At 60.5% G+C, this 13612-nt stretch carries 12 protein-coding genes; 2 read left to right on the top strand and 10 right to left on the bottom strand.

Features of this window, described 5'->3' with window-relative positions; translation table 11 throughout:
* Window positions 1-112 precede the first annotated feature (112 nt).
* The 10 genes from V8689_RS13340 to V8689_RS13385 form a co-directional block, all read right to left on the bottom strand.
* A complete protein-coding gene (locus V8689_RS13340; RefSeq protein ID WP_056784783.1) occupies window positions 113-1051 on the bottom strand; it encodes a carbohydrate kinase family protein in 939 nt (312 codons plus the stop codon).
* Between the two features lie 12 nt (window positions 1052-1063).
* A complete protein-coding gene (xylB, locus tag V8689_RS13345) occupies window positions 1064-2545 on the bottom strand; it encodes a xylulokinase (RefSeq protein ID WP_056784967.1) in 1482 nt (493 codons plus the stop codon).
* A 136-nt stretch (window positions 2546-2681) separates the two neighbouring features.
* Window positions 2682-4163 (bottom strand): mannitol dehydrogenase family protein, encoded by a 1482-nt coding sequence (locus V8689_RS13350; protein ID WP_056784784.1) that lies wholly within the window; start codon window positions 4161-4163, stop codon window positions 2682-2684.
* 18 nt (window positions 4164-4181) lie between these two features.
* Window positions 4182-5285, bottom strand: coding sequence for an ABC transporter ATP-binding protein (locus V8689_RS13355; protein WP_056784787.1), 1104 nt, complete (start codon window positions 5283-5285; stop codon window positions 4182-4184).
* 22 nt (window positions 5286-5307) lie between these two features.
* Entirely contained in the window at window positions 5308-6138 is an 831-nt protein-coding gene (locus V8689_RS13360; RefSeq protein ID WP_005788583.1) for a carbohydrate ABC transporter permease, read from the bottom strand.
* Between the two features lie 10 nt (window positions 6139-6148).
* On the bottom strand, window positions 6149-7039 hold the full coding sequence (locus V8689_RS13365) for a carbohydrate ABC transporter permease (protein ID WP_014718700.1): 891 nt from the start codon (window positions 7037-7039) through the stop codon (window positions 6149-6151).
* 176 nt (window positions 7040-7215) lie between these two features.
* Complete coding sequence (locus tag V8689_RS13370) at window positions 7216-8526, bottom strand: ABC transporter substrate-binding protein (RefSeq protein ID WP_056784790.1); 1311 nt, start codon at window positions 8524-8526, stop codon at window positions 7216-7218.
* 791 nt (window positions 8527-9317) lie between these two features.
* Window positions 9318-9566 carry a DUF6124 family protein gene (locus tag V8689_RS13375; protein WP_046067944.1) on the bottom strand — a complete coding sequence of 83 codons (249 nt, stop codon included), beginning with the start codon at window positions 9564-9566 and terminating at the stop codon, window positions 9318-9320.
* A 329-nt stretch (window positions 9567-9895) separates the two neighbouring features.
* Window positions 9896-10801 (bottom strand): AraC family transcriptional regulator, encoded by a 906-nt coding sequence (locus tag V8689_RS13380; RefSeq protein ID WP_056784792.1) that lies wholly within the window; start codon window positions 10799-10801, stop codon window positions 9896-9898.
* A gap of 72 nt (window positions 10802-10873) precedes the next feature.
* Window positions 10874-12163 (bottom strand): glycosyltransferase, encoded by a 1290-nt coding sequence (locus V8689_RS13385; RefSeq protein ID WP_056784795.1) that lies wholly within the window; start codon window positions 12161-12163, stop codon window positions 10874-10876.
* Window positions 12164-12403: 240 nt separating this feature from the next.
* On the opposite strand from V8689_RS13385, the gene V8689_RS13390 reads away from it, so the two are divergent.
* Together V8689_RS13390 and tpx are read left to right on the top strand one after the other, a co-directional pair.
* Complete coding sequence (locus V8689_RS13390) at window positions 12404-12805, top strand: hypothetical protein (protein WP_056784797.1); 402 nt, start codon at window positions 12404-12406, stop codon at window positions 12803-12805.
* A 245-nt stretch (window positions 12806-13050) separates the two neighbouring features.
* Complete coding sequence (gene tpx, locus V8689_RS13395) at window positions 13051-13551, top strand: thiol peroxidase (RefSeq protein WP_056784798.1); 501 nt, start codon at window positions 13051-13053, stop codon at window positions 13549-13551.
* The last annotated feature ends 61 nt before the right edge of the window (window positions 13552-13612 follow it).

The following is a 13612-nucleotide window of genomic DNA, read 5'->3' on the forward strand; positions in this document are numbered from 1 at the left end:
CCTGTTTTTGGGTTTAGCACAGTTTTCCAGTAGCGCAATTTTTTGTGCATGGCGCGCAGGCCACGGAATACGTGGCCTGCGTGATGGCATTTTGAGTTTTTGCCCGCTCAGCTCAACCCAATTGGTGACGATAGGGCAGGTCTGGGCCGGTCTTGCCGCAGGTCAGTGCGGCGGCACGAATCGCGAAACCCAGCATGGCGTCGATCTGCTCGCGGCTAAGGTTTTGCAGCCCTTTAACTGAGTCCAACTGCTGTTCCGTCAGCCACGCAATCAGCGCCGCCTGGAAGGTATCACCCGCGCCCACCGTATCGGCCATCACCACCTTGACCGCAGGTTGCGACCAGGTGCCATGCTGACGGCTAAACACCGACGCGCCATCGCCCCCACGGGTAAGAAATACCAATTGGCAACGGTGTTGCAGCCAACCTTGCAGCACGCTTTCCGGTGTCTGGTCGGGGTAGAGCAGGTGCAGGTCTTCGTCGCTGACCTTGATCAGGTCGGCGTGTTGCACCAGCTCTGCGACGCGCGCGCGCCACAGCTGAATATCGGGCTGCGGGTTAAGGCGTACGTTGGGGTCGAGGCTGATCAGGCGCTTGCCGCTTTCACGCTTGACCAGGCTCAACAGCGTGTCACCAATGGGCTGTACCACCAGCGAAAACGAGCCCACATGCAGCCCGCGAATCTCATCGCCCAGGGGCGGCAGGTGCGTCAGTTGCAATTGCCGGTCGGCGCAGCCTTCGCCGCGAAAGCTGTACTGCGGCGAGCCGTTGGCACCCACGGCGACCATCGCCAGGGTGGTCGGCGCGTCGAACTCCACCAGAAAGCCTTCGCTGACACCTTCGTCTTTCAATACCTGCTGCAAGCGCCGTCCAAGGTAATCGGTGGACAGGCCGGCGAAGAACCCGGACTCGATCCCCAGGCGGCGCAAACCCACCGCCACGTTGAACGGCGAGCCACCGGCAATCGCCTTGTAGTTGAGCTTGGCGGCCTGCCCGCTGGCATCCTCCTCGCTGAAGAAATCAAACAGCGCTTCACCACACACCAGATACATAGTTGCTCGCTCTTAAAGGGTTGCCACGTGCTGTTGATAACGCTCATACGCCTGTTGATAGGCGCTGACATTGGCGGCCACGGGTAAGGTGCGGCTGGCGGGGTCGATGCTCACGCATTTGTCGCACAGGCTGGCCAGCGGTTCGCCGCTCTGGCACCACGCCGCCTGGATCGCAGCGCCCAGGGCGGCCGCCTCGCTCTGTTCGGTACACACCACTTCGGTGTGCATGATATCGGCGACCATCTGCCGCCATAGCGGGCTTTTCGAGCCGCCGCCGATCAGGCGGATGCTCTGGCTTTGCAGGCCGGTCTGGCGCAGCAGGTCGAGGCCATACCGCAGGCCGAAGGTGGTGCCTTCGACCACCGCGCGGCACAGGTTGGCGCGGGTCAGGTTGGTCATGGTCAGGCCCTGCAGGCTGCCGGTGGCGTGGGGCAGGGCGGGCACGCGTTCGCCGTTGAGAAACGGCAGCATGCTCACGCCATCGGCACCGATTGGCGCCTGTTCGACCAGGGCGTTGAAGGCGTCCAGGTCCAGTTCGAACAGCTCGCGGATCACCCCCGTGGCGTTGGTCAGGTTCATGGTGCAGATCAGCGGCAGCCAACCGCCGCTGGAAGAGCAGAAGGTCGCCACCGAGGCCTGCGGGCTGACGTTCGGCTGGTCGGCAAAGGCATACACGGTGCCCGATGAACCCAGGCTCATGGTGATCACGCCGGGGGCGATATTGCCGGTGCCAATGGCGCCCATCATATTGTCGCCGCCGCCACTGGACACCACCGCGTTGGGGTTGATGCCCAGGCGCTCGGCGATGGCCGGCAGGATGGTGCCCACCGCTTGGTCCGCTTCGATCAGTGTCGGCAACGCGGCTTGCAGGCGGCCGCTGGGGTCGATGTGCTGGAGCAATGCCACATCCCATTCGCGGCGGCGCACGTTGAAGTAACCGGTGCCCGATGCATCGCCGTACTCGGCGCAGGCGCGGCCGGTGAGCCAGTAGTTGAGGTAATCATGGGGCAGCAGGATATGGGCAATGCGTGCGAAGACGTCGGGGTGCTGTTCGCGGGTCCAGAGCAGCTTGGACACGGTGTAGCCCGGTGCAATGGCCACACCCAGGCGCTCCAGGGAGCCGCGTTCGCCGCCCAGATGTTGCAGCAGCCGGTCGTTCTCCGGCGTGGTTTCGGTGTCGCACCACAGCTTGGCCGGGCGCAACACTTCACCTTGTTCGTCCAGTAGCACCAAGCCATGTTGCTGGCCGGATACGCCGATGCCGAGGATATCCTGGCCATCCACGCCGGCCTGTTGCAGGGCGCGGTGGGTGGCGGCGGTGAAGGCGTCCAGCCACTCCTGGGTGTGTTGTTCACGGCGGCCATTGGCGCCGCTGATCAAGCTGTGCGCGGCCGCGCCCAGGCCCAGCACCTTGCCGCTGGACGCATCGAGGACGATGGCCTTGGTGCCCTGGGTGCCGCAATCGATGCCGAGGTAAAGGTTTTGCTGGGTCATGAGGTGGGTGCTCAGCATTATTATTGGGTTGAAAATTCGGTCGATGTGGGAGCTGGCTTGCCTGCGATAGCGGTGGTCCAGTCAACCCTGCAGTGACTGCCGGACCGCTATCGCAGGCAAGCCAGCTCCCACATGCTTAATCCGGTTTGTTCAGGAGGTTTTGCAGTGTGGCTGTGACGCCTTTGTCGCGCAGGCTTGCATAGCAACGCTGGAACGCTGCCACAAACGCCGCCGACTTGGGAATAGCCGTGCCAAAAATCTCTTCCACCCCCAGCAACCGCTGGCTGATCAGCGCGTCATCGCTCACCAGGTGCTGGCAGAACGCTGCCCGTGGGTCCGGGATGCTGTAGCGCGCGCCGTTTTCATCCACGCCTTTCAAGTACAGCGCCCAGGCCGCCACCACCAGGGCGGCACGCTCAGTCTCGCGGCCGTCGGCAATCAGGCGGTTGATGGTCGGCACGGTGAACTTGGGAAACTTCGATGAACCGTCGGAGCACACGCGCTCCAATTGGTCGGCAATCGCCTGGTTGGAAAAGCGCTCCACCAGGGTCTGCTTGTATACGGTCAGGTCGATACCAGGTACCGGTGCCAGGTTCGGCGTGACGTCCAGGTCCATGTAGGCGCGCATATACGCCACGAACACGGGGTCGTTCATGGTCTCGTGAACGAACCGGTAGCCCTTGAGGAACCCCAGGTACGTGAGGGCCAGGTGGCTGCCGTTGAGCAGGCCGATCTTCATTTCTTCGTAAGGCGTGACGTCATCGGTGAACTGCACGCCGACCTTCTCCCAGGCCGGGCGACCGTTGACGAATTTGTCTTCCAACACCCATTGCACAAACGGCTCGCACACCACCGGCCAGGCGTCGTCGATGCCGTGCTGGTCGTGCAGTTGCAGGCGGTGGGCGGTGCTGGTCATTGGCGTGATGCGGTCAACCATGGCATTCGGGAAGCTCACGTTGGCCTTGATCCAGTCATGCAGCCCGGCGTCGTGCAGGGCGGCAAAGGCCAGCAAGGCCTTGCGGGTGACGGCGCCGTTGTGGGGCAGGTTATCGCAGGACATTACCGTGAAGGCCGGGGTGCCGGCGGCGCGGCGCTGGGTGAGGGCGGCGCAGATAAAGCCGAACACGGTTTTCGGTGCCCTCGGATGCGCCAGGTCATGCTGGATCTGCGGCAGGTGGGCCATGAACTCGCCGTTGCTGTCGTCGATGCAGTAGCCGCCTTCGGTGATGGTCAGCGAGACGATGCGGATCTGGGGGCTGGCGAGCTTATCGATCAGCGCCTGGGCGCCGTCTTCGGCCAGCAGCATGTCGCTGATCGAGCCGATCACGCGCACTTGCGTATCATCGGTGTCGCCCAGTTCATACAGGGTGAACAGGTAATCCTGGCCGGCCAGGTCGTCGCGGGCCTTGCGGTCTTCACTGCGCAGGCCCACGCCGCAGATGCCCCAGTCCAGGCCTTCGCCGGTGTTCATCAGGGCATCGGTGTAAAACGCCTGGTGTGCACGGTGGAAACCGCCGACGCCAATGTGCGCGATGCCCTGGCGGGTATCGGCAAGCGCGTAGGTCGGCACCTGCACTTGGGGCGCCAGTTGGGTGAGGTTGGCTTTATTCAATTTCATCGGGAAATACTCACGAAATCAGGCGGCAGCGCGCAGTGGGCGGGCCACGGCGACGCCATCGGTGTCGAACAGATGGCAGTGCGCCGGGTCCAGGTGCAGGTGCAGCGTCTCGCCGTATTGGCTGGCCATGTCGCCACGGATACGCATGGTCAGCGGCTCGCCGTTACGGGTGATGACGTGGCAGAAGGTGTCGCTGCCCAGGCGCTCGCCGACGTCGGCGGTGACGGTCAGGGTGGTTTGCCCTGGTGTGGCGATTTCCAGATGTTCCGGGCGAATGCCCAGGGTCACCGCGCTGCCCACGCTGAGGGTGGCGCCGCTCAACGGCAGGCTGATCAGGGTACCGGCGTCAAGTTGCACTTCGCAGCCTTGGCTGTCGACGCGGGTGACCTGGCCCTTGAGGAAGCCCATCTTCGGCGTGCCGAGAAAGCCTGCCACGAACAGGTTGGCCGGCTGGTGGTACAGCTCCAACGGCGAGCCGACCTGTTCGATGCGCCCGCTGTTGAGTACCACCACTTTATCGGCCAGGGTCATGGCTTCGACCTGGTCGTGGGTCACGTAGATCATGGTCGCTTGCAGTTCTTTATGCAGGCGCGCCAACTCCAGGCGCATTTGCACGCGCAGGGCCGCGTCGAGGTTGGACAGCGGTTCGTCGAACAGAAAGATCTTCGGGTTGCGCACAATCGCCCGGCCAATCGCCACGCGCTGGCGCTGGCCGCCCGAGAGTTGCTTGGGCTTGCGCTCCAGCAAAGGCCCCAGCTCAAGGATGCGTGCGGCTTCGCTGACTTTGCTCTCGACCAGCTTCTTGTCCACGCCGGCCAGGTCCAGGGCAAACGACATGTTCTTGCGCACGCTCATGTGCGGGTACAGCGCGTAGGTCTGGAACACCATGGCCAGGTCGCGTTTGGCCGGGGTGACTTCGGTGATATCGCGGCCATCGAGTTCGATGGTGCCTTCAGTGACTTCTTCCAGGCCGGCGATCAGGCGTAGCAGGGTGGATTTGCCACAGCCTGACGGGCCGACAAATACCACGAATTCCTTGTCATTCACTTCCAGGTCAATGCCCTTGATGATGGAAAAACCTTCGAAGCCTTTTTGCAGATTCTTGATTTTCAGGTTGGCCATGATGGGCCTCCTTTTCGAATTATTATTTGACGGCGCCAAAGGACAAACCGCGTACCAACTGCTTCTGGCTGATCCAGCCAAAGATCAGGATCGGCGCGCAGGCCAGGGTCGATACGGCGGACAGCTTGGCCCAGAACAAGCCTTCAGGGCTGGAGTAAGAGGCGATCAAGGCGGTCAACGGCGCGGCGCTGGAGGAGGTCAGGTTCAGCGACCAGAACGCCTCGTTCCAGCACAGGATCAACGACAGCAGTACGGTGGATGCCAGGCCACCCTTGGCGATGGGCAGCAGCACGCGGACCATTTCCTGCCACAGGGTGGCGCCGTCCAGGCGGGCGGCTTCGAGGATGTCCTTGGGGATGTCCTTGAAGTAGGTGTACACCATCCACACCACAATCGGCAGGTTGATCAGGGTGTAGATGATGATCAGCGCAATGCGCGTGTCCAACAGGCCAAAGCTCTTGGCCAGCAGGTAGATCGGCATCAGCACGCCCACCGGCGGCAGCATCTTGGTGGACAGCATCCACAGCAGGGTGCCCTTGGTGCGCTGGGTTTCGTAGAACGCCATGGAGTAGGCAGCCGGCACCGAAATCAGCAGGCACAGGGCGGTAGCGCTGAAGGAAATCACCACAGAATTCCAGGCGTAGGCGAAGTAGTTGCTGCGCTCGTTGATGTGCAGGTAGTTCTCCAGCGTCGGCGTGAAGATGAACTGCGGCGGGGTGGCGAACGCGTCGATTTCAGTCTTGAAACTGGTCAGCACCATCCAGAAGATCGGGAAGAAAATCAGGATCGCGATGGCCCAGGCCAACGTGCCGAGCAACAGGCTTTGCAGGCGGCGGGATTGTTGAAGCGTCATGGCGCGGCCCTCAAGGCTTGTCAGTCAGGTTTTTGCCGATCATCCGCACCAGGATGATCGCAGCGATATTGGCGATGACCACGGCAATCAAGCCGCCGGCCGAGGCCATGCCCACGTCGAACTGCACCAGCGCCTGGTTGTAGATCAGGTAGGCGAGGTTGGTCGAGGCGTAGCCGGGGCCACCGTTGGTGGTGGTGAAGATTTCGGCGAACACCGAGAGCAGGAAGATGGTTTCGATCATCACCACCACGGCAATCGGGCGGGCCAGGTGGGGCAAGGTCAGGTGCCAGAAGATCGCAATGGCGCCGGCACCGTCCAGGCGTGCGGCCTCCTTTTGTTCCTGGTCCAGGGACTGCATGGCGGTCATCAGCAGCAGGATCGCGAAGGGTAGCCATTGCCACGACACAATGATGATGATCGACAGCAGCGGGTAATGCGCCAGCCAGTCCACTGGCTCGGCGCCGAAGAACTTCCACACGGCAGCGAGAATCCCCGACACCGGGTGAAAAATCAGGTTCTTCCAGATCAGCGCGCCGACGGTGGGCATGATGAAGAACGGCGAAATCAGCATCACCCGTACGATGCCGCGCCCCAGAAACTCACTGGCCTCCAGCAGCGCACTGATCAACACGCCGAACACCACGCTGATCAGCAACACGCTGCCCACCAGCAACAGGGTATTAGTGGCGCCGGGCAGGAACCCCGAATCGGTAATGAAGTAGCTGAAGTTTTCCAGCCCCACGAATTGGTTTTCGCCGGGGTAGAGCAGGTTGTAGCGGATCAGCGAAAAGTACAGGGTCATGCCCAGCGGCACGATCATCCACAGCAGCAGCAAGGCCACCGAGGGGCTGACAAGAAACCAGCCGGGGTTGGCCAGGCGGTTTTTGGTGGGTGTATTCATGATAATCAGAACCAGTCAGATGCCTGCAGAATCTGCGTCGGAGCGCGGTCACTGTGGGAGCTGGCTTGCCTGCGATGGCATCGCCTCGGTGTTATGGATAGACCGAGTTGTTTGCATCGCAGGCAAGCCAGCTCCCACAAAAGCTCTGCTCCTGTATTTGCGGTGGTGAGGCGGGCTTATTTGGGGTAACCAGCCCGCTTCATTTCCCGCTCGGTGGTGTTCTGCGCGGCGGTCAACGCAGCATCGACGGTCTGCTGACCGGTCAACGCACCCGAGAAGAACTTGCCCACCTGGGTACCGATCGCCTGGAATTCAGGAATGGTCACCAACTGGATACCGATATACGGCACCGGCTTCTCGGTTGGCTTGGTCGGGTCGGCCACTTTCAGCGATTCCAGCGTCACCTTGGCAAACGGCGCGGCCTTCATGTACTCGTCGCTGTAGGTGGATTGGCGCGTACCGGGCGGCACATTGGCGATGCCATCGGTCTTGGCCACCAGTTGCCCGTATTCCTTGGAGGTGGCCCAACTGGTGAACACCTTGGCGGCGTCCTTGGCCTTGGAACTGGTCGGGATCGCCAGGCTCCAGGAGTACAGCCACGACGTGCCCTTGTCGGTTTTCTCATGGGGCGCGAAGGTAAAGCCGACATGGTCTGCGACCTTACTCTGGCTCTTGTCGGTCACAAACGAGCCGGCCACGCTGGCATCCACCCAGATCGCGCATTTGCCGCTGTTGAACAGCGCCAGGTTTTCATTGAAACCGTTGCTGGACGCACCCGGCGGGCCGGATTTCTTCATGTTGTCGACGTAGAAGTTCAGCGCGTTCTTCCACTCGGGGCCGTTGAATTCTGGCTGCCACTTCTCATCGAACCAGCGCGCGCCGAAGCCGTTGGCCAGGGTGGTGATCAACGCCATGTTCTCACCCCAACCGGCTTTGCCGCGCAGGCACAGGCCGTATTGCTCTTTGGATTTGTCGGTGAGTTTGGCGGCGAATTCGCCGATCTGGGTCCAGGTCGGGTGCTCGGGCATGCTCAGCCCGGCGTCCTTGAACAGGTCGGTGCGGTAATAGGTGATCGAGCTTTCGGCATAGAACGGCAGGGCGTACAACGAGCCCTTGACTGACAAGCCGTCACGCACTGAAGGGAACACATCGTCGAGGTCGTAGGACGCCGGCAAGTCTTTCATCGGCTCCAGCCACCCCTTGGCGCCCCAGAGTGCGGCTTCGTACATGCCGATGGTCAACACATCGAACTGCCCGCCTTGTGTGGCGATGTCGGTGGTCAGGCGTTGGCGCAGTACGTTTTCTTCGAGCACCACCCAGTTCAACTTGATCTCCGGATGCTCGGCCTCGAAGGTTTTCGAGAGCTTCTGCATGCGGATCATGTCGCTGTTGTTGACGGTGGCAATGGTCAGGGTTTGCGCGCCAAGGCTGACGGCGCTGAGGGTCATGCAGGTACAGGCAAGCAATGCTTTTGCTGTGAACTTCATCGCGCACTCCATTTCCGCGCCCAGGGGGCTACAGAAGGACGGTTATTGTTGTTGTGTCTTCCTACAAGGAGTCAGGAAGAGTGTGCGTTGATTACAGCCTTCAAAAGCGGCGGTGACAAATCCTTGGGAGCACGCTCACTGATACTTTTTTGCACTCGTCGACCACCTGATCGTTCCCACGCTCCGCGTGGTAACGCCGCTTGGGACGCTCTGCGTCCCCGGGTGACGCAGAGCGTCACGGTATGCATGCCCACGCGGAACGCGGGAACGATCCTCAGGGCAGTGCTTAACGCTTGATCGTTCCCACGCTCTGCGTGGTAACGCCGCTTGGGACGCTCTGCGTCCCCGGGTGATGCAGAGTGTCACGGTATGCATGCCCACGCGGAACGCGGGAACGATCCTCAGGGCAGTGCTTAACGCTTGATCGTTCCCACGCTCTGCGTGGTAACGCCGCTTGGGACGCTCTGCGTCCCCAGGTGACGCAGAGCGTCACGGAATGCATGCCCACGCAAAGCGCGGGAACGATCCTCAGGGCAGTGCTTAACACTTGATCGTTCCCACGCTCTGCGTGGTAACGCCGCTTGGGACGCTCTGCGTCCCCGGGTGACGCGGAGCGTCACGGAATGCATGCCCACGCGGAGCGCGGGAACGATCCTCAGGGCAGTGCTTAACGCTTGATCGTTCCCACGCTCTGCGTGGTAACGCCGCTTGGGACGCTCTGCGTCCCCAGGTGACGCAGAGCGTCACGGAATGCATGCCCACGCGGAGCGTGGGAACGATCAGTGCGGTGTTTAACGCTCAATATCAGCCAGTACACGTTCAGCCAACAACCGAGACACCTCAATCAACTGTGCAATACCCAGCGCACCTTCTCGTCGCGAGCCGTCGAGTTCAAAGGCGAAATCGCAGGTGAGGGCGTGGGCAGAGGCGAGGGATTCGCTGAGGTTGACGAGTAGGTCTTGGGTGGAGATGCCGTCTTTAACGGTGAATAGCACGCTGGGTGCTGGATCGATTGGAGGATTTGGGGTGGGTTTGATCATGGTGCAACTCCTGATTTAAGTGGAGCTGCCACCCTTTCGCCGCGACGCTATTGGGTGGTAGCTGTACGCAGGTTCGCGGACCGGAATCAGGAAACCGGCATACCCGAAGGTATCCCGCGCACAGCCACCATGAAGCCGCACAGTAGACGATAAAAAAACGCCGACTAAAAGCGGAAATGGCACTTTGCATCTGATTAAACCGGGCCGCGACGCCCGACCGCTGAGTGTGCAGCGGTGTAAGGAGACTAGAGATCGAGTGTCCTAGGGGCAACCTCAAAGCCTTGTAAGACGCTTCTGTTTCCCACCACTACCTAGACGAACGATCAACCTCAAGCCAAATTCTGCTCAGTCAACCGCTGCACCGCCAACCGCCGATAGTGAGACGGCGTCATCCCCTTGAGCTGCTGAAACCGCCGATTAAAATTGGAAATATTATTGAACCCCGACTCAAAACAAACATCCGTCACCGCCTTGTCCCCATCGGCCAGCAGCTCGCAGGATTTGCTGATGCGCAGCCGATTGACGAATTCAATAAAAGTGCGCCCGGTCGCCTGCTTGAATACCCTGGAAAAATACGTCGGCTTCATCCCCAGGTACTCCGCCACTTCCTCCAGCGGCAACTCTCGGGCGTAGTGGGCAAAGATGTAGTCCACCGCGCGGTTGGTGCGGTCGATGCTGTGTTCGTCGGCTTGCTGTGGCGTGGTCACGCCGGACAGTAACTGGTAGTCCTCACAGGTGCTCAACACTTCCAGCAGGATAAAGAAGTGCCCCAAGCGTGCCATGCCCTGGGCGTCTTCGATGCGTTGCATCAGGGTCATGGCGTGGGCGATGGTTTTTTTGCAGCGAAATTCGATGCCGTACTGCGCACGTTCAAGCAACGGCGCCAGGCTTTTGAGTTCGGTGAAGATGTGGCTGCCGTGTTCGAACAATTCATCGGTGAAGTTCACCAGCATGTCGCGCTTGGGCACCACTTCGTCTTCTTCCACCTGGCTGATCCAGTTATGGGGCAGGTTGGGGCCGGTGAGGAACAGGCTTTCGGGGTAGAAGTTGCCGATGTAGTCGCCGATAAACACCTTGCCGGAGCTGGCGACGATCAGGTGCAGCTCGTATTCCTTGTGAAAATGCCAGCGCACCAGGGGGCAGGGGAAGCCGTGCTGGCGATAGATGATGGACAGGCCGTTATGGTCGTCCATCAACTCGTAGGAAGGGTCGGTGATGCGCGTTGCTCGGGTCATGCTGCCGTCGCTTTATTGTGGTCGCTGCGTAGGATAATGCCCCGTCGCGCGCGACCTCGCCAGCGCCAGTGTTTATAGGGTGCGGTTTTTGGCCTCGATCCACTGGGACATGTATTGGGTACTCTTGTGTGCGTGGTGGCGCAGCATGCTGCCGGTGAAGTTGTCCCGGCGATGGGCGGCCAGGTTGCTGCGGCAACGTTCCAGGCATTCCACCAAGGCGGGCCCGTGCACGCCCTGGTCATAGCGCCGGGCCAGCAGTTGGCGCCCTTGTTCCTGGGCCTGGGTCCAGCGCTCGCGGTTTTGGTAAAGGGCCACGGCAGCGGCGGCCAGGGCCGGGGCGTCCTCTGCGATCACGCCGGGCCAGGGTTGGTCATCGCCCATGGCCTCGGCGCCGATGGGGGTGGTGACAGTGGGCGTGCCGCACAGCATGGCGTCCACCAACTTGCCCTTGATGCCGGCGCCAAAGCGCAGCGGCGCCAGGCAGATACGCGCGGCGGTCATGACTTGCAGCGCATCTTCGGCCCAGTTCATCACATGGAAACCCTGCGCCGGGTTGTGCAGGGCGGTGGCCTTGGGCGGGGTGTAGGCGCCGTAGATATGCAACTGCGCGCCCGGCAGTTGTTGGCGAATCAGCGGCCACAGGCTGTGCTTCATCCACAGCACCGCATCCCAGTTGGGCGCGTGGCGGAAGTTGCCGATGCTGAGGAAATGCGCACGGTCTTCAAAGGGCGCAAATGCGGCGCTGGGCGGTTGCAGCATCAACGGGCACCAGTGGAGCAGGGCGGCAGGCACCTTGAACTGTTCGGTGAGCAGGCGGATTTCCACGTCGGAGATCATCAGGCTGATGTCACAGCGGTAAATGGCAGCGATTTCGCGTTTGGCCAAGTCGGTATCGGCCATGCGCTGGAACTCGTCCTCCAATGCCGGCGCGAACAGGGCGCTGAAGTCGTCGCTGTCGGGGTTGGCTTTTACTTGTTCTTTGAAACGCTGGTGGCGGGCGTCGCGCAGGCTTTGCAGGTCGGAGGTCTCCAGCACCCGCAGGGCGTCGGGGCAGCATTGTTCCACGCGCCAGCCGAATTGCTCCTCCATCATGAAACGGTCGAACAGCACAATATCTGGTGCCAGTTCGCGGACAAAGTCATCGAAACTGCTGTTATTCAGTTCGATGGCGCGTTCGGCGATTCCGAGTGCGGGCAGGTCGGCCTTGTGCTCGCCGATGGTGGCGGGGCTGCTGAAGGTAATGTCCCAACCTTGCGTAAGAAAGCTCTCAAGGATTTGCATCATATGCCCGCCCGCGGCTGAGGAACGGGGCTCGGGCCAGACGTAGCCAATGACCAGGACTTTGGTGGCGGGTTGATGCATGAAATGAGTCCTTCGTGCCGTCGGCGGGCCTAAAAAAGCGGCTGATTAAATCACACTTTTGCGGCGCAACAAGCCTTGCGAGGAAATGCTGATTAACGCGTGGATTTTAATTGCGAAATGAGCTTGTGGCCTGTCAACGTTCACAGTTATCGCGGCTTGTGCAGGGTGTTAGGTTCGCTACAGCTTTCCGGATGTCGGGAGGTCGGAAACTCATCAAATCGTTTTCAGGAGGTGCCTACCATGGATGACCATGAACAAACCAACAAGGGGAACGCGGTTGAAGCTGACTGGCACAACGTCACATTGACAAGGGGTGTTACCGGCTATAGCGGCAATTTGCGTATCAGGTTTCAGCGCTCAGGTAACACGCTGACGTTGACAACCGAGGAATACATGATCAGCGGCGATAGTTCACGTAGCAAAGCCAATATTAATTACGATGTCAAGGTCGGCAACAACACGGTATGGGAGCTGGACTCGCCCGATGACCGTAAGCAGGATGGGCAGTGGCATACCTGGTCAAACTACCAGCAAATAATGATTCCGAGCGGGACTCAGACGATAACGTTCAGGGCAGAGTTTATCTTTGATATGTCCGGACCCGATGATCGGGCAATAGCGACGCATGCCGTAAGCATCTAGCTCGCGAGCGCCAACGTCTTGCCGGGCACCTCCGGTGCCCGGCATTTCCTATCTATCGAACTGAATCTATATCAGCGCAATTTCGGCGGGTAAGCACGTGTTCGCGCCCGATTCCAGATGGTGTCGGTATTGATCATGCGTGGGGACATGACAATTTGTGTCTGGCGGTAGGTAGCTTCGGCACTTTGTGGTTAACTTCGGCCTCTCGAATTCGTTTAACCAAACCCAGCATAAGGATTCTGTTCATGGCTCAAGTCACCCTTAAAGGCAACCCGGTCCAGGTTGAAGGCGATTTGCCGAAAGTCGGCGCCCAGGCGCCCGAGTTCACCCTGACCGCCGGCGACCTGTCGGACGCGACCCTGGCGACCTTCGCCGGCAAGCGCAAAGTGTTGAACATCTTCCCAAGCGTCGACACCCCGACCTGCGCGACCTCGATTCGCAAGTTCAACGCCCAGGCCAACGACCTGAACAATACCGTGGTGTTGTGCATTTCTTCGGATCTGCCGTTTGCCCAGGCACGTTTCTGTGGCTCCGAAGGCCTTGACAACGTCAAGAGCCTATCGGACTTCCGTAGCGCTGCATTCTCCCAGGATTACGGTGTAGACATCGTTGAGGGCCCGCTGCGCAGCCTCACCGCTCGCGCCGTTGTTGTGCTGGATGAGAACGACAAGGTGCTGCACAGCGAACTGGTTGCCGAAATCGGCCAGGAGCCAAACTACGACGCCGCCCTGGCTGTGTTGAAGTAACTGTTTCTACGTATGACTGTCGTTTGGCAGTAACACGTATGATGCATGATTGCGGCCTGGC

Origin of the sequence: Pseudomonas sp. AK181, from assembly GCF_051122975.1 — a bacterium.
GTDB classification, from domain to species: Bacteria; Pseudomonadota; Gammaproteobacteria; order Pseudomonadales; family Pseudomonadaceae; genus Aquipseudomonas; species Aquipseudomonas lactis.